The sequence below is a fragment of the Enterococcus durans NBRC 100479 = LMG 10746 genome, from assembly GCF_001544215.1.
GTDB classification, from domain to species: Bacteria; Bacillota; Bacilli; order Lactobacillales; family Enterococcaceae; genus Enterococcus_B; species Enterococcus_B durans.
Window position 1 is genome coordinate 1 of the sequence record NZ_BCQB01000047.1, and the last position, 21,047, is coordinate 21,047.

Here is a 21,047-nt window from a genome sequence, read left to right on the forward strand (position 1 = left end):
ACCTGAACTAGTTACTCATAGGAAAAACACATCTTGAATCGAGTACATAGTAAACATCAAAAAGTGGTTTCCTTGGCGGTGAAAACCATTTTTATAATAATACAATGTTATTTATCGGGTTTTCAAAACCAGTCCACCAGTACATATCGAAATAATAGTTTACAGATTTCGTCAAACGAATAGCTAATGTGCGCTTTCTTACCACTCTGTTTGAAACTTAAACTTATACCGTTTTTATTGATTTATCTTATCAAAATTTTTTACAGTTTCCTTCATCGTACTATGCAGTGTAGCTTTTCTCATTTCAAGTAAACAAAATGTATCCGTTATCAAAAAATCGACTCAAACAGAGGAGAAAATCAAAATGGAGGTTAATATGATAAAAGTCGCAATTTGTGATGATATCCCTGAAATAACAGGCACTGTTGAAAAAATGCTAGAAATATATAATACAACTTTATTCGATATATCAGTTTTTTTTAGTGCAGATACCCTGATCTCATCCTTGCAAAAACATAAGTATGATTTTTTTATCTTAGATATTGAACTGCCTTTATCTTCAGGAATAACCATCGCCAAAATTATCAGACAATCTGATTCGAAAGTACCAATTATTTTTCTCACAAACTTTGCTGAATATATGGAAGATGTTTTTCAAGTTCAAACATTCGATTACATTCTCAAACCTGTAACCAAAGAAAAGTTTTTCCCGATTCTTGAAAAAGTTATTACCTATCTCGATTTGGATGACAACGATTTTTTATTCACGTACAAACGAACCACGTATAAATTGAGATTCACAGATATAATCTGTTTTGAAAAGCAAAAACGAACTGTAATTATCTACTCAAGGGAGCACAAATACCAAGTAATCATGTCAACCTCCGAATTACTAGAAAAGTTAAATGATAATTTTGTTCAAGTTCATACTTCTTTCATTGTTAATGTGAACTTTATCAAAGAAATTGGCGCTAATTATATTCTTTTGTCTGAAACGTCAGAGTTAATTGAACTACCCATCAGTAGAAAATTTCGAACCACTGCAAGAGATCAAATCATCACGAAAATGAGGCGTAAACTATGATCGATATGACTATTAGACTATTCAGTTTCCTCGTCTATGCTTTTCTCCTGAGTTTCTTTTTTTCTAGTTGGTCTGTTTCTACTAAAATGTCAATATTACATATACTTATTTTAATAGGGCTAACTGGAATTGTTGCGCTAACTGCGTATCTTTTACCTTCTAAAATTAATCCTTTTATATACATTATCGTTACGCTAATTGCAATGAGTACGATTGCAACTCACTATGAGGTACCAGTTAAAGATATGTTTTTCTGGATCGTTATTTTACTTGCGACTAATTTTATCAGCGAAGCTCTGGCTTTAGCAATTTTTCGATTACTCATGTCAGCACACTATTCCTCTCAGAATATAATATTTACCATTGCCACAACCAGCATTTCGATGATTATAGAAGTCTTAATGATATTAGCACTCAAGTTAGTATTTTTCAGTACTTACATATATCTGGAATCCTTGAAAATTCCAGTGATTCTAGCATTAACCTCCATACCAATCGTCTCCATTATTGTCCTATTTAGCTTTTTAATGGTAAATATTAACATTTCCAGTCACTCAACCCATTCTGTATTAGTAATTGCTACTGGTGTATTATACGTGAATCTATGCATACTGTATCTTTACAGCCGTTTAACGAAGCATTTACGACAAATAAATCAGATAACACTACAAAATAAGTCGCTCGCTTTTGAAATAAAATATATCGCTGAATTAAAAAAGATACAAAATCAACTCATTGCAATGCGCCACGACTTAAAAAATCAGTTCATTGTAATACTCGGTATGCTAGAAGAAAACCGTACTGCAGAGGCAAAAGAATATCTTTTAAAGTCGACTGATAGTTTAGAGAAACAACAGAAGTTTTATACACGTGATGCTGTCCTAAATTATCTACTAAATGACAAAAGTAAATTAGCGAAGAAAGCGAAGATCAAATTTGATATCAAGGTGTTACTAGCAGAACAAATAAATGTAGATAATGATATATTGGCTATTCTAATCGGTAATCTCATCGATAACGCATTGGAAGCATCTATCCGACTGAAACATAATGATCACGCAAACATCTCATTAATCATTAAACAGTTTGAAAATAAATTATTAATTGATATTGAAAATATTTACAATCCTGATGAACTGATTAATCGGCGTGATCGAATAGCCTATGGGGTAGGAACAAATAATGTTAAAAGAATTGTGAACAGCTACAATGGACTTTATAAGCAATGGACAGAAGGAAATAAATACTTTGTTAGCATCCTATTGTTTAATATCACAAAACATAAAGTGGGACAAAACTAACCTTTTTCAGTAACATATTCCAATTTTTAGGCATCTTGATGTTAAAAAAATAGTAATGCTCTACCAGTAAATCATTAATTGATAAATCAAAAATACTGTCAGATTGTATGAAAACTGAACCAATGTGTCGCAGAAATATAGTGCGCGTTGACCTATTCAAAACTAAATCATCAATTTTTATCTCGTCATTATCGGGAACAAGCAAGGCACAAATACTTTTTAGTAAAGTTGTTTTCCCTACACCATTTGGCCCAATCAATCCATAGATTCAATTATTTTCAAAACTCAGATATCAATTCGTAAAATCGGTCTATCATTAATTGACTTAATCATATTATTAATAGTAGATTGTGCCAAATGACGCTTACCTCCTTTTTGACAACGCCAATAAAGACAACGTGAACGCTACTGCTGTCCAAGTCAGCAAAATAAATAAATTGAAATAAGAAAAATCCCCAAGATGAAATAATGTTGCTCTAATCAAATTACTAGTTGGAACAAATGGAAGAAAGTCATAGATCGATGCAAGCCAATTTGGTATTCTATCAACCGGATATGTGATTGGTGAGAATAATAATCCACCAATCATAATAATCTGTGTTGCTAAAGCCATAGTGTTGGCAGAGAGCCAATATGCCAGAGAAAAGCCAATCAACACCATTGTAATTTGTGCCAAGACTATTACAGCAATACTGATTGGTGAGAGATATAGGTGTACACGAAAACGAATGACAGCCGCTATACACGACATAACCACTCCAGGTATAGATGCAAGGCTCCAAATAATCACGTCAGCCAATATGATTTCTATTCTAGAAACAGGAAGCGACTTTTGATAGGCTACAATCCCATCTTGTTTGGCTGTCCCAACAATTTGTGCTGCCAATACACAACCAACAGCAATAATACCAATAGTAATCGCACCTGAGGATAAGTATAAAGTGCTATCGTTATTCATATTAGGCATTAATAAAGCTAATCCATATACAATGGCCAATGCTAAAACGGCTTGAGTGATACTAAAAGTTGGTAAAAGAACTTTATGTCTGATCAAGCTCCACCAAATTAATCCAAAAAATTTACGTATTTTCATTTTTGGAGAAACATTTGCTAAATGGTCGTTATTCATTTCCATCGGTAAGTCCTCCGTATATAGTGTTTAACGATGCTGGTGTTAGGCTGTAGTGTCTAATTTCATTTCTACCCATTCTTCCATACAACCAAGTTATTGCATTTGCAATTTCGTCTGCTCCTAAAAACAGTTCATACTGAAAGTCCTCACTGGTTACAATAGTATTTGCCTGTGGGAATTCTTCCTTTTTAAACTTACGCTTTGTACTAATGGTCAAGATAGCAGAACTTAATAAGTCATTAGTTAGTATATCGGTACTTTCGTCTTTAACTAATTGACCATGATCCAAAAGCAAATACCGATCAGTATATTGGTCCACTTCAAGTAAATTATGTGTAACAACAATTACAATATAATTCTGTTGAGTCAATTTTCTCAAGTATTGCCAAATCAGCTTTCTTCTTACTGGATCAACATCATTTGTTGGTTCATCGAATAATAGAATAGGTGAAGGTGCGACGACTGTCATTGCAAATGAGGTCAAGCGTTGCAATCCACCAGATAATTTTTCCCCCGATATATCAGCCCAATCATTGATTTTTAATGAATCGATTACTTCCGCGACTTCTTCTTTCAGCACGTTCCCATAGCTACCACGTATTCTAGCAATGGCTTCAATTGATTGCCGTAGTGATACACCTGCTAATGGTGCATGTAATTGTGGCATCATCGAAATCATCCTTCTAGCAAGGGCAGGTTCTTGAGTAAATGAATGTCCTGCAAAAGTTATTGATCCTTTATTGGGTCGCACTATTCCCATTATTTGATTTAGCAAAGTAGTTTTTCCAGCACCATTATGCCCAGTTAAAGCCGTTATTTTTCCTGGAATGAACTGTGTTGAGATATTGTCATTAGCAATTATTTTGTTATTATTAAATGTTTTTGTAATTGAATTAATGCTTAAATTGAAATCCAAATGTCCAGTCTTCCTTTCTTTTTGCTTAGATAACCAATTGATAAATACGGATACATAGTGGAACTAACCATCCTGCTATGAGCAATAGTGTGACAAAATTACCTAAAATTTTTATAACAATAGAATACCAAATGTTGCTATTTTTAAGGTCTTGATGTAAAAATGGCTTATCGAATAGTAAGGCCAGTAATAATTGTCCGTCAGTTCGTTTGTGTATTCTAAACTGCCATAAAATTCTAATCCATAGAATAGAGCAAGCTGCCGATATGAACCAAGTACGAGTAATCAAACTTAATCCAGAAAATATAGCCAGTTCTGATAGATCAGCAATTATACCTGCACTAACAGCTGTAATCCTTCCTAATACCGTCCAAGTCCAAATATGTGAAAGAGGAACTTTGGCAACTGCAATTTTTGCTGATAAATGTATCGATTTCCAAGATGGATTACTTTGACCGAATAATAAATGCATGATTTCATGGATTATGGTTGTCAAAAGCGTAAATAAAATGATAAAAATAATAATTGATACAGGATTTATCGACCGATTGATTAATTTATCACCAGTTGGTATTCCTAGTTTTAAGGTTACGTAACAAATAAACAGCAACGAACTAACACCTAAAATCCATGCACCATATCTTGTAATTACCCATAACTTAGACTGACTTTCAGAAATCGGATCAGGAAGTGCTGTATTATCTAACTTTAAAAATCCAGCATCTTTCATAATATCCATAAAACTGCTATTCTCTTTGAGTAGATCCAGATTATTAGTTATTAACAAGTTATATGTTTTTTTGTCAACAACAATTGGTTCGTGTTTCCCAGTTAATAGAATCCAAGTATTACCACGGAGTTTTCTTCCTGAAATTGAATTCAATTCTCCGAAATTACTCATAGTCAGTTGCCTTCTCTTCATAGTACTTGAAGATTTCCCAATCATCGACTTTCCCATTTCCGCAAGTAGGACATTCATCTCTAAATCGTAGCCATGTATGATGTGTAAATGATGACCCGTCCTCATAGTTGATCTCAAATTGTGTACCTAAACTTTGCGGTTTTGCATAATACGTCAATACGCGTACTACTTCATCTACAATTGATGAAACCAGTTGAAACATACCAGGACCATATGCAATAGAAGGTGGATCAAAATTTATCTTTCGGAAACCAACAAACTGATCTAAAAATTTAGGATCATTCTTACTAAAATTTAAATTTAAACAGTCAAAACATCTAGCAACATATGGAATAACTGTATATATACGCCCTCTGCTAACTTGAGAAGCACCAAAAACACACGGAATATTTGCATCAACAATCATTTTATTAACAACTCGGTGAATGACAAATGGTGGTTCATCAATTGCACAAATCACAATATCAACTCCCTCAATATATTCAAGTGTGTCAGAGGGATTTTTAATTTTTTGATTATGAACTTCAATCTCAACATCTGAATTCATTTCATTGATTGCTTGTTTAGCAACCTCTGTTTTTAACTTACCTACATCGGCCTCTCGAAATAAGAATTGTCGTCCTAAATTACTTAATTCCACACAATCATAATCAATGATAATAATTTTCTTGGGACCTAGTCCCGCCAAAAGTGTTAGTATATTTGATCCCCCACCACCTAGCCCTAATAGTAAAATGGTACTTTCATGAATCTTTCTTTGTACTTCGAAACGATTACCACCAGTACCGATAAACCGACTAAAATAACTTATATTCGGCAAGTAGCGCTCTTCATCAGTTTCCTCAGGCAGTGTTTCTTCCAATACACCTTGCTCGTCTAATAGATTGATTCCAGATAGGATGTCATCTTTTGTTAACTCAGGAAATTCTACTTTCACTGCTCTAACCACCTCATCAATCAGTTGTCCATTCAGTTTAGTTGCCAAACTGAATAACTGTCCATCAGGATCACCAAACTCTACAGTGATACCCAGCTGTGCCCCTACGCGAAAACATCGATCATCAAGACGATATACCGGATAAATAGGTTTAATACGTGGACGTATGTAATTCATAACAATCTCCTTTACTTATTATTGATAAAAATTAGCGAGATCATCTTTTAGACAATCTCGCCAATAAACAATTTTGTAGGTATTTAGATAATAATCCACCTTGCAGTTGCATCAACTTTATCCGCTTTGCGTACAGTGACGTTCTTCATGATATTCATCCCCTCTAGCAAAGAATCTTAAAAAGGAATCTTTGTTCCCTAACCAATGGTATTTTTCTGTTAAGAGATTCTCTCAAGCTTTGATACATTTGTACCATATCATAAATATTTATCATTTATGTCAACTGTCACAATCAACCATTTCGATGTAATAAACGTCACAATTCTAGTTGAATTAGCAATAAAAATACCAATTTCCAAATATTAGATTTTCGTCTACTTTTTAGTCTTTCAATGAATGTTGGACAAAGAAAGTTCCCGAAGCTCAAATGCATGATCCAAACACACAAAAAAAACAGACCCCACCGTAGTGAAGTCTGCTAAACCTTGATTGCTCAATGTTTTTATTATTCCGCAGCGTTTGCGTCTTTGAGACCGTATTTTTTGTTGAAACGGTCCACACGTCCGTCTGCTTGTGTGAATTTTTGACGTCCAGTATAGAATGGATGTGAGTCAGAAGTTACTTCGACACGGATGACTGGGTATGTATTACCGTCTTCCCATTCAACTGTTTCTTGTGAAGATTTTGTTGATCCTGACAAGAATTTGAAACCAGTTGTTGAATCCATGAACACTACTGGATGGTAATCTGGATGGATGTTTTCTTTCATGCTTTTTTCGCTCCTTTGCCCTGACCCATTTGCTGAATCAGAGTTGATTTGTCGATATACAACAGTAACATCTTAACATGTTTCTTATAAGGTTGCAATTATCTTTTTAGATTTCTTGTTTGATTTTTTTTACTGAAAGATACATCTTGAAATTCTTTGAAGAATTGCTGATTATTCTTAGTTTTTCGTAAAAAACGAATCAATTGTTCTGTGTATTCTAAAGAATCACCAGTCATATTTTTTCGAAGTTTCCAGATTTCTTCTAGTTGTTCGCTTGGCATCAATAGTTCTTCTTTACGAGTACCAGATTTCTTGATGTCGATGGCTGGGAAGATCCGGCGTTCCGACAAGTCACGAGAAAGTTGCAATTCTAAATTACCTGTTCCTTTGAATTCTTCATAGATGACATCGTCCATACGACTACCGGTATCAACTAAGGCGGTTGCGAGAATCGTCAGGCTGCCACCTTCTTCGATGTTTCTAGCTGCGCCAAAGAATTTCTTTGGTTTGTATAAAGCTGCTGGATCGATCCCACCGCTTAGTGTACGGCCACTAGGAGGTACGACTAAATTGTAGGCACGAGCCAAACGCGTGATACTATCCATCAAGATGACCACATCGCGCTTGTCTTCTACTAGACGCATCGCACGTTCTAAGACTAATTCAGAAACTCTTGTATGATTTTGTGGTTGCAAGTCAAATGTGGAAGAAACAACATCTCCTTTGACACTGCGTTCTAAATCCGTCACTTCTTCTGGTCGTTCATCGATCAATAGAACGATCAATTCGACTTCTGGATGGTTTTCTGTAATCCCATTAGCAATTTCTTTTAAGACGGATGTTTTTCCAGCTTTTGGAGGAGCTACGATCAGTCCACGTTGACCGAACCCTACTGGAGAAAATATATCGATCATTCTAGTAGAAAGGCGTTGTGGCGTTGTTTCTAATCGAAGTTGTTCTTGTGGATAAAGAGGTGTCAACGCTGGAAAATGAGGCCGTTCTTTTGCTTCTTCCGGATCTTTTCCATTAACGCTTTCAACGTGCATCAATCCATAATAACGTTCAGATTCTTTTGGCGGACGTGCTTTACCAGCAACTTTATCCCCATTTCGCAAGCTGAATCGTCTGATCTGTGAGGCAGAGATATAGATATCTTCTACACTCGGTCCATAATTGATGGGACGCAAGAAGCCATACCCATCTTGACCGACGATATCTAATATCCCTTCCATGTAATAAAATCCTTGCTCTTCTGCTTGTGCACGAATGACTGCTAAGGATAACTCCTTTTTGTTCATCTTACTATAATAAGGAATTTTAAATTCTTTTGCGTAATTATATACTTCTTTCAGCGTCTTATTTTCGAGCTCTGCCATCGTTAAATAATCACTCATTCAGCTTCCACTTCCTCCACCATTTGAATTTCAGCACCTAATGCTGTCAATTTTTCAATTATATGATCATATCCACGTAAAATATACTCTACGTTATAAATCGTTGTTGTTCCTTCAGCAAGTAAACCTGCAATGACTAAACATGCACCTGCTCGAAGGTCAGAAGCAACTACTTCAGCACCGTGCAATTTATTTGGTCCGTTTGTAATGATCAAATTTCCTTCAACGGAGATATCAGCTCCCATTCGAGCTAATTCCGGCACATGATTTACTCGTTTTGCGTAAATGGTATCTGTGATTTCAGATGTCCCTTTTGTCATTAATAAGAGTGGCGTAAGTGGTTGTTGCAGATCTGTAGCAAACCCAGGATAAGGATAGGTCATGATGTTGGCTGCTTTCAAGTTTTTCGATGGAAAGACTTCGATCTCATCTTCACTGATCGTCATGTTCACACCGATTTCCTGAAGTTTTGCAATAAAACTTTCTAAATGTTCATAGATGACGTTTTTGACTTTGATCCCGTTGCCCACCGCTGCTGCTAGGGCAAGATAGGTGCCTGCTTCGATCCGATCAGGAATCATAAAATGACGACACCCATGAAGTTGTTCCACTCCTTCGATCCGTATCACGTCGGTTCCTGCACCACGGACTTTTGCGCCCATATTATTCAGTAGAGTTGCGACATCGATGATTTCTGGTTCACGTGCAGCATTTTCGATCACTGTTTGACCTTTTGCTTTAACTGCTGCAAGCATCACGTTGATCGTAGCTCCGACTGATACAACATCCATAAAGATGCGATTGCCTTTTAATGACTGTTTATCTGTTCGTAAATACATCGCACCATGCTCATTACTAACTGAGGCACCTAAAGCTTCAAATCCTTTTACGTGTAGATCGATTGGTCGAGGACCTAAATAGCAGCCACCAGGAAGACCTACGACTGCTTCCCCAAACTTTCCGAGCAATGTACCCATAAAATAGTAAGAAGCGCGTAAACTATTGATTTTCCCACTTGGCATGGGTACTGAAACGATTTCTCGGGGATCGATTTCTAAAACATTTTGTGAAAAATGGACTTTTGCGCCCATGATCTCTAAAATCTCGATTAACGAATGAACATCTTGAATATCAGGTACACCTTCTAGAATAACTGGAGAATCTGCTAAAATAGCTGCTGGAATCAACGCAACTGCGCTATTTTTTGCACCACTGATCGTTACTTCACCAGTAAGCGGGCGATTTCCATTGATTATGATTTTTTTCATTGATTTCCACCTTGTAATTGTTCAAATTTATTGCATATGCTTGTATTTTATCATAGATGAAAAAAAGAAACGAGTTTCGTTGATTTGATTTAATAAAAGAGTGTGAATTTATGAGTGTGGGACAAAAGTAAGAAACACTTTTGTCCCATTCATTAAAACGAATAAACGGTGGGAGCAGAAGCAACTCCTTCTTAAATAAGCCGAAATCCACAAAAATTTGAAAAGCAATTTTCGTTGATTTCTTTTTATTTCTCGGAGTTAAACACTTCTGTCCCAGCCTCTCCTAGCTACTCATTTGATTCATTCTCCAAAACAAAAAAACCGCAAAACGGGAAACCCCATTTTGCGGTATTCTTAATTTTTTTGAAATTAAGCTTTGTTAGCTGAACCGAACCAGTCGATATGAGCTTCTGCATCTTTGATGATTGCAGCTTTACCTGGTGCTAATAATTTACGAGGGTCAAATCCTTTACCTTCGCGGTCTTTACCAGCTTCGATATATTCACGAGTAGCAGCAGCAAATGATAATTGGAATTCAGTGTTAACATTTACTTTTGAGATACCCATTGAGATAGCTTTTTCGATTTGGTCTTGAGGAATACCTGATCCACCATGTAATACTAAAGGCATATCTGGACCTACAGCATCAGCAATTGCTTGTAAATGATCAAATGCTAATCCTTTCCAGTTTTCAGGATATTGTCCGTGGATGTTACCGATACCGCATGCTAAGTAATCGATACCTGTAGCAACCATTTGTTTACATTCTTCGATATCTGCTAATTCGCCGTTACCGATGATTCCATCTTCTTCGCCGCCGATTGAACCAACTTCACATTCTACAGAGATTCCTTTTGCATGTGCTTTTTCAACAACGTCTTTAGCTAATTTCAAGTTTTCTTCAAATGGTAGATGAGAACCGTCGAACATAACTGAAGTATAGCCTAATTCGATACATTCTAAAGCAGCTTCGTAGTCACCGTGGTCTAAGTGGATTGCAACTGGAACAGTGATGTTCATTGTTTCAACTAAATCAGTGATCAAATCTTTACAGATTTTGTAACCACCCATGTATTTAGCTGCACCCATTGAAGTTTGGATAAGTACTGGTGCTTGTTTAGCTTCAGCTGCTTCAAGGATTGCTTGAGTCCATTCTAAGTTGTTTGTGTTGAATCCGCCGACAGCGTAACCGCCTTTACGAGCAGCTTTTAAAAATTCAGCTCCTGATACTACTGGCATAATAAATTCCTCCTAATTTTTGTAAAACTAAATTTGTTAAGACTATTCTTAACCAACGAACCTATTTTACCAAACATTTCGGTAGTTTTCTACTAAAATCACCGAAAATGAAAATTTTCAAGAAGTTTTTTGTAAAAAATAAGACTTCTACTCGTTATAAATGTGAAAAACTGGTTTATCCATCCACTCTTTTGAGGTAATCAATAACAAAATATAAAAAGGGCGGAACAGAAGTATTTTACTTCGATAAATAAACAAAAATTCACGAAATTTACTTTTTAAAATTTTTATGAATCCCGGCTTATTTGTGAAGAAGTTGCTTCTGATCCCACCGCTTGTTCATCTGTAGAACGAATGTGGGACAAATCTAAAAAACAGTTTTTCTGCAGACTTTAATTTCGAATTGATGGTGTCCGAAAGTCAGGTTTTTCGGAAATTAAAAAAAACGAACAATACAAAAAACGTATTGTTCGTTTTTCTCTACAATTTCTCAAACCTAAACAACTTTTGTCTTGACCTCGTTCATTACGCTTTCTAATAAGCTTTGTTATTTTCCTTCACGTTCAGATAACGCAGCGCCAACAAATGCTTTGATCAGTTTTTGTGGACGGTTTGGACGAGAAATCAATTCTGGATGGAATTGGCAACCCACAAAGAATTTTTTATCTGTCAATTCTACGATTTCAACCAACCGATTGTCTGGTGATACCCCTGAGAATACCAAGCCGTTTTCTTCGAATAGTTGACGATATTTATTGTTGAATTCATAACGATGACGGTGACGTTCTTGAACAACATCTTCTCCATCATAGGCTGTCGCTGTTGTTGTTCCTTTTTTGATCTTGCATGGGTAAAGGCCTAAACGTAGTGTTCCACCAAGGTTTTCGATGTTTTCTTGGTCTGCCATCAAGTCGATGATGTTATTGGCTGTATCTGGAGTTGTTTCAGCAGAGGCTGCATCTTCTAACCCAACTACATTACGGGCAAATTCCACACATGCCATTTGCATTCCTAAGCAGATACCTAAAAATGGCACATCATTTTCACGGGCATAGCGGATAGCTTCGATCTTACCTTCAAGACCGCGATCGCCAAATCCGCCAGGAACTAGGATTCCATCAGCATCCTTCAAACGTTCCTCTACATTTTCTCTTGTTAGATCTTGTGATTTGATCCAGTCCAATTCGATATCAGCATCAAACGCAAAACCAGAATGTTTCAATGCTTCCACTACAGAAATGTAGGCATCTGGAAGTTCAACGTATTTTCCTACTAATGCAATACGCACTTTTTTCTTCAGATTCAATACTTTTTCTTCTAATTCTTTCCATTCAGTCATATCTGCTTCTGGTGTGTCTAATTTCAAGTGTTCGCAAACGATACGATCCATGCCTTGTTTTTGTAAAAGCAATGGGATCGAATAAAGTGTATCTACATCTGGAGATTCAATGACTGCTTCTGGTTCGACATCACAAAATTGTGCCAATTTATTTTTCACGTTTTGTGAAACTGGTTGTTCTGTACGTACAACTAAGATATTTGGTTGGATACCTAGACCACGAAGTTCTTTTACACTGTGTTGTGTAGGTTTTGTCTTCATTTCACCGGCAGCTTTTAAGTAAGGAATAAGGGTTGTATGGACGTACATCACATTGTCCGCACCGACATCTGCTTTCATTTGACGTAGTGCTTCTAAGAATGGTAGAGATTCGATATCGCCAACGGTCCCACCTACTTCAGTGATAATGACATCTGAATCCGTCATTTTTGCTGCGCGCATGATTTTTTCTTTGATCTCATTCGTGATATGTGGAATAACCTGTACTGTTGCTCCAAGATATTCCCCTTTACGCTCTTTACGAAGTACTTCAGAATAAATTTTTCCTGTGGTAACATTGGAGTATTTGTTCAAATTGATATCGATAAAACGTTCATAGTGACCCAAGTCCAAGTCAGTTTCTGCTCCATCATCTGTTACGAATACTTCCCCATGTTGATATGGGCTCATTGTCCCTGGGTCCACGTTGATGTATGGATCAAATTTTTGGATAGTTACCTTTAAGCCACGATTTTTCAACAAACGACCTAATGAAGCCGCAACGATTCCTTTACCAATCGATGAAACTACGCCGCCCGTTACAAAAATGTATTTTGTCATAAGTTCAAAAACTCCTTCTTGTTTTATCTGCAGGAAAAGTCTCAGAAAATAAACAAAGCTCCCTATTCTAACTAGAATAGGGAGCCAAAATTTCTGCAAACTTCTGACCCTTTAAAAGGGTGCCCAAGGTGTATGATACATTCAGAATTATTGAAAGTCAAGTACTCATTTCCATTCAATACGTTTTCATTTTGATTTTATTTTTTCTAACGATTGCTGTGAGGCCACTTATGCAAATCCGTTTTTCAATAGCTACCCTCAAAAAAACGAGTAAAATAGCAAAGAAAGAAGCGTCAGTTTTACCCTACGCTTCTTTCTTTCCTGTTTTTAGTACAATTCTAAATATTGTTCTCTTTCCCATTCTGAAACGGTTTGTCTGAATGCAGCCCATTCTAAACGTTTGGCTTCTACAAAGTTTGCGAAGATATGTTGGCCTAATGCGTCGATCATTACTTCGTCTTTACGTAATTCTTTGATAGCATTGTGGATAGTTGATGGTAAATCTAAAATATGTGCTTCTGCACGTTCGTCTTCATCCATTACATAGATATTGCGGTCAACTGCAGCTGGAGGAGTGATTTCATTGCGGATACCATCTAAACCGGCTTGAAGTAAAACAGCCATTGCTAAGTAAGGATTAGCAGAAGGATCTACTGAACGCAATTCTAAACGTGTAGCTAAGCCACGTGATTCTGGAACACGGACTAGTGGTGAACGGTTGCGTCCACTCCAAGCAACATATACAGGTGCTTCATAGCCAGGAACTAAACGTTTGTATGAGTTCACTGTTGGGTTACATACAGCTGTATATGCGCGAGCGTGTTTCAATAAGCCACCTAAGAAATGGTATGCTGTTTGGCTAAGCTCTAAATCGCCGTCTTTATCGTAGAAAGCATTGCCTTCTTCATTGAATAAAGACATGTTGCAGTGCATACCTGAACCATTGATACCGAATAGTGGCTTAGGCATAAAGGTTGCATGTAATCCGTGTTTGCGAGCGATTGTTTTTACGACTAATTTGAATGTTTGGATATTGTCACAGGCGTCTACAACATCAGCATATTTAAAGTCGATTTCATGTTGTCCAGGAGCAACTTCATGGTGAGAAGCTTCTACTTCAAATCCTAAGCTTTCTAGTTCCAATACGATATCACGACGGCAGTTTTCACCTAAATCTGTAGGAGCGAAATCGAAATAACCACCTTTATCGTTTAAAGTAGTTGTAATGTCTCCATCTTCGTCTAATTTGAATAAGAAGAATTCTGGTTCTGGTCCTAAGTTGAAAGAGGTAAATCCAAGGTTACGCATATCTTTTAGTGAACGTTTCAAGTTTCCACGTGGGTCCCCTGCAAATGGTGTGCCGTCTGGATTATAGATATCACAGATCAAACGAGCAACTTTTCCATGATCACTTTCCCAAGGGAAGATCATCCAAGTTGAAAGATCAGGATACAAATACATATCACTTTCTTCGATACGTACAAATCCTTCAATAGAAGAACCATCAAACATCATTTTGTTTTCTATAACTTTGTCAATTTGGCTAACTGGTACTTCTACGTTTTTGATTGTTCCTAAAATATCAGTGAACATCAATCTTAAAAAGCGAACATTCTCCTCTTCGATGATTCGTTTAATTTCCTCGCCTGTTATCTGTTTCTTTACCATGATATCCCTCTTCCTTATTTTGTCTATTTCATTCAGTCAAAAAATTGTCTCTGCATTCCTTGTGACTGATAATGCCCTGTTTTGCTTAATCCGCCCTGCGCCAAGATCTCATCACGAAAAATTTGGCGAACGTCATGGTCAGTCAGTGGCTTCTTACTTTTTTCTTCCTGTTTTTTCGCTTGAGCCATTTCATACACTCGCTTGATCCCAGCCATATTCAGCCCATCAGAAAGATAATCTTTGATTTCTAACAATATATCAATGTCATTCAATGAATACATACGGCGATTTCCTTCGCTTCTTTCAGGATGAACAAAATCTTGTTCTTCGTAGTAGCGAATTTGTCGCGCGGATAAATCAGTTAATTTCATCACTGTACCAATTGGAAATACTGACATTGATCGGCGCAATTCCTTTTCTCCCATCAGACGTCCCCTTTCGTTTCATAAGTTGTGTAAAGTATACCAATCACTAAAAAGCTTGTCAACCGTATATGTTACATTTTCTAACATAGAACTTCGATTTTTTTATAAAAAAACACAGATATCTTTTTTTCGATATCTGTGTCCTTATTGATATAATAAATAGAAATAAATAAATAACTTTAATTTATTACATTTTTAGCCATTTTGATGTTTTTTTAGCAAAACCTCTTACTTCGTAGCTATTTTGCGCTTCAATAAAGTGTTCACTCAATACAAGAGTTTGTCGACGTAACGCACTCAATTTCTGACCCTCGTCACTTGCAACAAGTAGTGTGTAAGGTTCTAGCAATTCCATCAGCTGGCGTTTGATCCCAGCAATCAATTGGTCCTTGCCTTCCACACTTTGAGCAGAGATCAATACATTCGGGAATAGTGTAGGCGTAAAGAGAGCGGGGTCGATCTGATCCGCTTTATTATATACCGTCAATACAGGCATTTCGTTCATTTTTAATTCTTCCATCAACTGTAATACAGTTTGTTCTTGTAACGTTCGATCTGGCGAACTTGCATCTACCACGTGTAACAATAGATCCATGTTTTGACTTTCTTCTAGTGTGGAATGAAAAGCATCGATCAGCTGCGTAGGCAAATCCTGAATGAATCCAACTGTATCTGTCACAGTGATTTCAAACCCTTCAGCGAACCGCCATTTTTTAGTTAATGGGTCCAGCGTCGCAAACAATTGGTCTTTAGAATACGTATCTGCTTGTGTGAGAAGATTTAATATCGTTGATTTCCCAGCATTTGTATAGCCGATCAAACCAATCTGAAAAACCTCACTCGTCTGACGTTTTTGTCTGCTTCTTTCCCGATGCGCTTCTACTGCCTTCAATTCACGCTTGACTCCTAGAATTTTGTTCCGGATGTGACGGCGATCTGTTTCCAGTTTTGTTTCCCCTGGTCCTCTTGTTCCAATTCCGCCTCCAAGTCTTGACATCGACTTTCCTTGACCAGCTAAACGTGGCAAAAGATATTCTAATTGTGCCAGCTCGACCTGCAGCTTGCCTTCTTTCGAGCGTGCTCGCATCGCAAAAATATCTAGGATCAATTGTACCCGATCAATGACAGGAAGACCGACTGCTTCACCTACTAATTGACTTTGTCTAGGAGTCATTTCATGATTGAAGATGATGAGGTCTGCTTCGTAAGCATCTGCTTGTTGGATCAATTCTTGCAGCTTCCCTTTTCCAATGATCGTTTGCCGATCTACTTGTGGTCTTTTTTGTGTCAATGTGAATACCACTTTCCCAGAAGCTGTCATGGTCAGCTTACTTAACTCAGTCATTGATTCTTCAAAATAGCGTTGATTTTCTTCTGTTTCAACGCCCACGATGATGACTTTTTCCTGTCCATTTTCCATCTATTTTTCCTCCAGCCACTTTTTGATCACTCGCTTGATCTCTTCTTGTTGCTTTGGCTGTTCTAACAAGTCAAACCATTGCGCTTTTAGCCGATTACGAAACCAAGTCAATTGTCGTTTTGCGTAACGTCTTGAGTTCTGTTTGATTTGCTCAACAGCCTCTTCCAAGGTTATTTCTCCTTTAAAATAGGGGTACAATTCTTTGTAGCCGATCCCCTGGCTTGCCTGTATCTCACCCAAGCTGTAAACAAAGCGTGCTTCGTCAACCAACCCCGCTGCGATCATTTGGTCCACTCGCTGATCAATTCGTTGATACAGAAGTTTCCTGTCTGTATCTAGCCCGATCATACAATATTCATATAAGCATTGCGGTTTTTCTTTTGGTGTCATGATACTATAACCAGTTACTTCAAACACTTCTAAAGCACGGATGACTTTTCTTTGATTGTTCCAATGGATCTTTTCAGCTGCCAATGGATCTTTTTCTTTTAAATACTCCCATAACTGTTTTTTCCCGATTTTTCCAGCCAACTCTTCATATTTTTTTCGAACATCAGACACCACTTCTTCTTTTGCTCCCAGCTGGTAATCATAAAGCAACGATTGAATATAGAGTCCTGTCCCGCCAGCAATGATCGGTAGATGCCCTCTCTCAGTTATTTCAGTAATCAGCTGTCTACCAGCCTTTTGGAAGTCTGCTACAGAATAATTATCTGTTGGTTCGATCACATCAATCAAATGATGGGGAATCCCACTCATCTCTGAAGTACTGATTTTTGCAGTTCCAATATCAAGTTTTTTATAGATTTGCAGAGAGTCTCCACTAATGATCTCTCCATTGAATTTTTTTGCCAACTCCACACTAAGGGCGGTTTTCCCGACTGCTGTGGGTCCGACGATCACAAGTACTTTTTCCATCGTTATCCTACTTTTTCATTGATTGTTTTAGTCTTATTGCTCTTTCAGGAAAATCCGTGATGATTGCATCCATCGGCTGATTGAAGCATTGGATCATTTGTGCTTCTTCATTGATCGTCCAACATCTGATTGCCTTAGGAAAGGCTTGGACTTCTTCCAGATTGGAAAAGTACCAATCAACTTTAGGATGGATTCCTTCTAAATAAGTTGTATTTTTGGCTAAGGTCACTTTTTTCTGCGAGCTACTTAATAATAGGTCCAGCTGTACATCGGTTTCTAAAAGAGATAACCGCTTTAAAGAATCTATATTGAAACTGCAATACGCATGTTGGAAAGGCCAAACACTATTGGTCAATAGCTTGGAGACTTTTTCTTCAATGCCTGCATATTCATATTTATCTGTTTTGATTTCAATCATCACTGTTCCACGATAGTTCTTTTGCAAGAGTAGATCCAACACTTCTTTTAACGTCGGAATCTTAGCTGCTGGAAACTTGTCATTGAACTACAGACCCGCATTCAACTTTTTGATTTCTTCTAGTGTCTTTTCTCGAACAAGTCCTTTGCCATTGGTTGTTCGATCCACCTCTTCGTCATGGATCACGACCAACTCGCCATCTTCTGTCAAATGGACATCCAACTCAATGCCATCTGCGTTTACCCGAACAGCTTCAGCAAATGCTGGCAATGTATTTTCTGGATGCGTCCCACTACTACCTCGATGGGCAAAAATCTGTACCATATCATATCACTTCACTCCGATCCACTTTATTGTAACACAGGGAAAAGTAGTGACAACTGTGATTTATCCTATCCATATGTGAAAAAACACCAATTGATATAGCAACTATCAACTCACTTCGTGTGTAGCAAACCAAATAAAGCAAATGTGGAACAACTCTAAAAATCAGCTTTGCTACAGACTCTCGAATAAACGGCGCCCAAAAGTCAGGTTCAAAAAAAACGAGCAATACAAAAAACGTATTGTTCGTTTTTCTCTTCAATTTCTCAAACCTTAACGACTTTTGTCTCGGCCTCAGCTTTATCTCATTATTTGTTTCGCCACTTTCATGAGAATAGCATTCCACAGAGTACTAACTCCATACATCATCTTTTGAGAAAAAGCCGATTGGTTGTCTTGTGACATTCTTTAATTGTGCCTTTTTTTCAATGATCATTTCATTTAAGTTATCGGTGAAATTTTCCAAAATGACCCGTCCACCTTTGTACGCATATCCTCCGATTTTCATTGTTTCATCCGGAGAAAGAATGACTTTTCGATGGGCGATATTTTTAAACAACTCGTCCAAGATATAGTTCGGTAGGTAAAAATTATTTTGAGCGGAGAAAGACTGTAAATAAGCAAAATCGTCAATCGTGATATAGCAATCATCGAATGCATCAAAACTAACATATTCATCTAATAAGGTCGCTCTTTTTTGCAATATCTCATTGATTTTTTTATTTAATTGATTCAACGTTTCTATTTCTTTGACTTTCAACTCTAATTCACGTCTTCGTTGTTCTTTATTTTCAAGATGGCGCATTTGGACAGCCATTCCTATATATACGATGATAGCACCTAATAAGACGCCAATAAAGCCTACGATACCAACTACCAATTCGTATTCCTCCTTGTTTTGCATTTCAATTTTTATCATAACATAAATTCATATGATAGACCTATTTCGCCAAAGTTTTTTATTTGACCTTTATTGACCAAAAATGTATACTACATTCTAGGTATTAGAAATCAATTTATGTTACACTATTTCTAAAGAAATCAAGGAGGAACCTTATTATGAATTTAATCCCTACAGTTATCGAACAATCCTCTCGTGGCGAAAGAGCCTACGATATTTATTCTCGTCTATTAAAAGACCGGATTATCATGCTGAGTGGACAAGTAACAGATGATTTAGCAAATTCAATCATCGCTCAATTACTTTTCCTAGATGCGCAAGATTCTGAAAAAGACATCTATCTATATATCAACTCACCTGGTGGATCTGTTACAGCTGGTATGGCTATCTACGATACGATGAACTTCGTGAAAGCAGATGTCCAAACAATCGTTATGGGTATGGCTGCTTCTATGGGTAGCTTCTTACTTACAGCTGGGAAAAAAGGCAAACGTTTTGCTTTACCAAACGCTGAAATCATGATCCATCAACCTCTTGGCGGAGCACAAGGACAAGCAACAGAAATCGAGATTGCAGCACGTCACATTTTACAAACTCGTGAACGTTTAAATAAAATCTTGGCTGAACGTACTGGTCAACCACTTGAAGTAATCGAAAAAGATACAGATCGTGACAACTACATGACTGCTGAACAAGCAAAAGCATACGGTTTGATCGATGAAGTAATGGAAAACAGTGCTTCTTTAAATTAATCGGAGAGTGCTGAATAAGTTCCGTGCCTAAAAAATTCGTACAACAAACGAGCCGAATAACGAAAGCTATCTAGGTAGTTTTTCCGTTATTCGGCTCGTTTCGTTTATCCAGAAGAAAAACATTTTTTATCCGTTAAACAAGGCAGTCAAAAGTAGACTCCCCAAAAATCTTCATGCTACTGTATCTGATCGAACTCGCCTTTCAGGTATTTTTCTCCTAAATCGACATAATGCTGGATATTTTTCCGATTCTTTTCGATCTCTTCTTCCGTAAGCGGGCGGATCACTTTGGCTGGTCGGCCAAAAGCCAATACATTGGGTGGGATGACTTTTCCTTCCGTTACTAGCGATCCAGCGCCGATCAAGCTATTTTCTCCAATCACTGCATGATTCAAAATCGTGGAACCCATGCCGATCAGTGCCCCTTTTTCAATCGTACAGCCATGCAGCAAGCATTGGTGCCCAATAGTCACATTTTCAGCGACTTCGACAGGTGCATCATGATCCACATGAATGATCGTGCCATCTTGAATATTAGTGTTTGACCCAATCTTGATCGTGTTACTGTCACCACGTACAACTGCTTGATACCAAACAGTTACTCCTTCCCCAAGTTCAACCTCACCGACAACAGTGGCGTTTGGAGCAATAAATCGTTCCTTCATCCATGTTCCCCCTTCTTTTGTTGTTCATTATAACAGAATCGTGATGACTGAAACAAAAAGAAGATGAGAAAAAGGAAAATTCACCTTTCACTCATCTTCTAAATCAAACAGTAGAAATAGTAGCCTCTTTGAAAAGAAATCGAGATTCTCAAAAATTTGTAAAGAGGTTGGGACAGAAGTGTTTAACTCCGAGAAATAAGAAGAAATTAACGAAAATTGCTTTTCAAATTTTTGTGAATTTCGGCTTATTTCCGAAGGA

The 21,047-nt window shown here is 37.2% G+C and carries 19 protein-coding genes and 2 pseudogenes; 3 read left to right on the forward strand and 18 right to left on the reverse strand.

What is annotated here, in order from left to right; translation table 11 throughout:
• Positions 1–376: 376 nt before the first annotated feature.
• Positions 377–1,084 carry a LytR/AlgR family response regulator transcription factor gene (locus ED2_RS11430; RefSeq protein ID WP_016177341.1) on the forward strand — a complete coding sequence of 236 codons (708 nt, stop codon included), beginning with the start codon at positions 377–379 and terminating at the stop codon, positions 1,082–1,084.
• On the forward strand, positions 1,081–2,385 hold the full coding sequence (locus ED2_RS11435) for a sensor histidine kinase (protein WP_016177340.1): 1,305 nt from the start codon (positions 1,081–1,083) through the stop codon (positions 2,383–2,385). Before ED2_RS11430 ends, ED2_RS11435 begins: the two co-directional genes overlap by 4 nt.
• Here the strand turns inward: ED2_RS11435 and ED2_RS16430 are convergent.
• From ED2_RS16430 to ED2_RS11515, 17 genes and pseudogenes are all read right to left on the reverse strand, one after another.
• Entirely contained in the window at positions 2,357–2,644 is a 288-nt protein-coding gene (locus ED2_RS16430; RefSeq protein WP_157846116.1) for an ATP-binding cassette domain-containing protein, read from the reverse strand. The two genes, ED2_RS11435 and ED2_RS16430, sit on opposite strands and share 29 nt — an antisense overlap.
• A 105-nt stretch (positions 2,645–2,749) precedes the next feature.
• Complete coding sequence (locus ED2_RS11440; RefSeq protein WP_016177339.1) at positions 2,750–3,520, reverse strand: ABC transporter permease; 771 nt, start codon at positions 3,518–3,520, stop codon at positions 2,750–2,752.
• Complete coding sequence (locus tag ED2_RS11445; RefSeq protein ID WP_060789807.1) at positions 3,507–4,433, reverse strand: ABC transporter ATP-binding protein; 927 nt, start codon at positions 4,431–4,433, stop codon at positions 3,507–3,509. The genes ED2_RS11440 and ED2_RS11445 overlap by 14 nt, the downstream gene beginning before the upstream one ends.
• Positions 4,434–4,458: 25 nt before the next feature.
• Positions 4,459–5,334 carry a hypothetical protein gene (locus ED2_RS11450; protein WP_005875739.1) on the reverse strand — a complete coding sequence of 292 codons (876 nt, stop codon included), beginning with the start codon at positions 5,332–5,334 and terminating at the stop codon, positions 4,459–4,461.
• Positions 5,327–6,469 (reverse strand): ThiF family adenylyltransferase, encoded by a 1,143-nt coding sequence (locus ED2_RS11455; RefSeq protein WP_016177337.1) that lies wholly within the window; start codon positions 6,467–6,469, stop codon positions 5,327–5,329. The genes ED2_RS11450 and ED2_RS11455 overlap by 8 nt, the downstream gene beginning before the upstream one ends.
• Before the next feature lie 505 nt (positions 6,470–6,974).
• Positions 6,975–7,238 carry a type B 50S ribosomal protein L31 gene (locus ED2_RS11460; protein WP_005875735.1) on the reverse strand — a complete coding sequence of 88 codons (264 nt, stop codon included), beginning with the start codon at positions 7,236–7,238 and terminating at the stop codon, positions 6,975–6,977.
• 98 nt (positions 7,239–7,336) lie between these two features.
• Positions 7,337–8,632: a transcription termination factor Rho gene (gene rho, locus ED2_RS11465; RefSeq protein WP_005875733.1), complete on the reverse strand. Its 1,296-nt coding sequence runs from the start codon at positions 8,630–8,632 to the stop codon at positions 7,337–7,339.
• A complete protein-coding gene (murA, locus tag ED2_RS11470) occupies positions 8,629–9,900 on the reverse strand; it encodes a UDP-N-acetylglucosamine 1-carboxyvinyltransferase (RefSeq protein ID WP_005875731.1) in 1,272 nt (423 codons plus the stop codon). Before murA ends, rho begins: the two co-directional genes overlap by 4 nt.
• A 157-nt stretch (positions 9,901–10,057) precedes the next feature.
• Positions 10,058–10,177, reverse strand: a pseudogene (locus tag ED2_RS16435) (DUF3788 family protein); the annotation flags it as partial.
• Between the two features lie 92 nt (positions 10,178–10,269).
• Complete coding sequence (locus ED2_RS11475) at positions 10,270–11,139, reverse strand: class II fructose-bisphosphate aldolase (RefSeq protein ID WP_005875729.1); 870 nt, start codon at positions 11,137–11,139, stop codon at positions 10,270–10,272.
• Positions 11,140–11,686: 547 nt separating this feature from the next.
• Positions 11,687–13,297, reverse strand: a complete 1,611-nt coding sequence (gene pyrG, locus ED2_RS11480; protein WP_016177336.1) for a CTP synthase — start codon at positions 13,295–13,297, stop codon at positions 11,687–11,689.
• Between the two features lie 327 nt (positions 13,298–13,624).
• Positions 13,625–14,965 (reverse strand): type I glutamate--ammonia ligase, encoded by a 1,341-nt coding sequence (gene glnA / locus ED2_RS11485; protein WP_060789808.1) that lies wholly within the window; start codon positions 14,963–14,965, stop codon positions 13,625–13,627.
• Positions 14,966–14,997: 32 nt separating this feature from the next.
• Positions 14,998–15,390, reverse strand: coding sequence for a MerR family transcriptional regulator (locus ED2_RS11490; RefSeq protein ID WP_005875723.1), 393 nt, complete (start codon positions 15,388–15,390; stop codon positions 14,998–15,000).
• A gap of 187 nt (positions 15,391–15,577) precedes the next feature.
• Entirely contained in the window at positions 15,578–16,810 is a 1,233-nt protein-coding gene (hflX, locus tag ED2_RS11495) for a GTPase HflX (protein ID WP_016177335.1), read from the reverse strand.
• A complete protein-coding gene (miaA, locus tag ED2_RS11500; protein WP_005875719.1) occupies positions 16,811–17,728 on the reverse strand; it encodes a tRNA (adenosine(37)-N6)-dimethylallyltransferase MiaA in 918 nt (305 codons plus the stop codon).
• A 7-nt stretch (positions 17,729–17,735) separates the two neighbouring features.
• Positions 17,736–18,470, reverse strand: a pseudogene (locus ED2_RS11505) (glycerophosphodiester phosphodiesterase).
• A gap of 352 nt (positions 18,471–18,822) precedes the next feature.
• Positions 18,823–19,350 (reverse strand): PilN family protein, encoded by a 528-nt coding sequence (locus ED2_RS11515; RefSeq protein WP_005875715.1) that lies wholly within the window; start codon positions 19,348–19,350, stop codon positions 18,823–18,825.
• A gap of 179 nt (positions 19,351–19,529) precedes the next feature.
• Here ED2_RS11515 and clpP point away from each other — a divergent pair, with 179 nt between their 5' ends.
• A complete protein-coding gene (gene clpP, locus ED2_RS11520) occupies positions 19,530–20,123 on the forward strand; it encodes an ATP-dependent Clp endopeptidase proteolytic subunit ClpP (protein WP_005875713.1) in 594 nt (197 codons plus the stop codon).
• Positions 20,124–20,299: 176 nt separating this feature from the next.
• Here the strand turns inward: clpP and ED2_RS11525 are convergent, their stop codons facing one another.
• Entirely contained in the window at positions 20,300–20,788 is a 489-nt protein-coding gene (locus ED2_RS11525; protein ID WP_016177332.1) for a gamma carbonic anhydrase family protein, read from the reverse strand.
• Between the last annotated feature and the right edge of the window lie 259 nt (positions 20,789–21,047).

Bases quoted from the DNA above. Each gene is read 5' to 3' on its own strand.
- pyrG (WP_016177336.1), bottom strand. From the start codon at position 13,297: ATGACAAAATACATTTTTGTAACGGGCGGCGTAGTTTCATCGATTGGT.
- rho (WP_005875733.1), bottom strand. From the start codon at position 8,632: ATGAGTGATTATTTAACGATGGCAGAGCTCGAAAATAAGACGCTGAAA.
- ED2_RS11525 (WP_016177332.1), bottom strand. From the start codon at position 20,788: ATGAAGGAACGATTTATTGCTCCAAACGCCACTGTTGTCGGTGAGGTT.
- murA (WP_005875731.1), bottom strand. From the start codon at position 9,900: ATGAAAAAAATCATAATCAATGGAAATCGCCCGCTTACTGGTGAAGTA.
- ED2_RS11455 (WP_016177337.1), bottom strand. From the start codon at position 6,469: ATGAATTACATACGTCCACGTATTAAACCTATTTATCCGGTATATCGT.
- ED2_RS11490 (WP_005875723.1), bottom strand. From the start codon at position 15,390: ATGGGAGAAAAGGAATTGCGCCGATCAATGTCAGTATTTCCAATTGGT.
- ED2_RS11435 (WP_016177340.1), top strand. From the start codon at position 1,081: ATGATCGATATGACTATTAGACTATTCAGTTTCCTCGTCTATGCTTTT.
- ED2_RS11460 (WP_005875735.1), bottom strand. From the start codon at position 7,238: ATGAAAGAAAACATCCATCCAGATTACCATCCAGTAGTGTTCATGGAT.
- ED2_RS11475 (WP_005875729.1), bottom strand. From the start codon at position 11,139: ATGCCAGTAGTATCAGGAGCTGAATTTTTAAAAGCTGCTCGTAAAGGC.
- miaA (WP_005875719.1), bottom strand. From the start codon at position 17,728: ATGGAAAAAGTACTTGTGATCGTCGGACCCACAGCAGTCGGGAAAACC.
- clpP (WP_005875713.1), top strand. From the start codon at position 19,530: ATGAATTTAATCCCTACAGTTATCGAACAATCCTCTCGTGGCGAAAGA.
- ED2_RS11450 (WP_005875739.1), bottom strand. From the start codon at position 5,334: ATGAGTAATTTCGGAGAATTGAATTCAATTTCAGGAAGAAAACTCCGT.
- ED2_RS11430 (WP_016177341.1), top strand. From the start codon at position 377: ATGATAAAAGTCGCAATTTGTGATGATATCCCTGAAATAACAGGCACT.
- ED2_RS11440 (WP_016177339.1), bottom strand. From the start codon at position 3,520: ATGGAAATGAATAACGACCATTTAGCAAATGTTTCTCCAAAAATGAAA.
- glnA (WP_060789808.1), bottom strand. From the start codon at position 14,965: ATGGTAAAGAAACAGATAACAGGCGAGGAAATTAAACGAATCATCGAA.
- hflX (WP_016177335.1), bottom strand. From the start codon at position 16,810: ATGGAAAATGGACAGGAAAAAGTCATCATCGTGGGCGTTGAAACAGAA.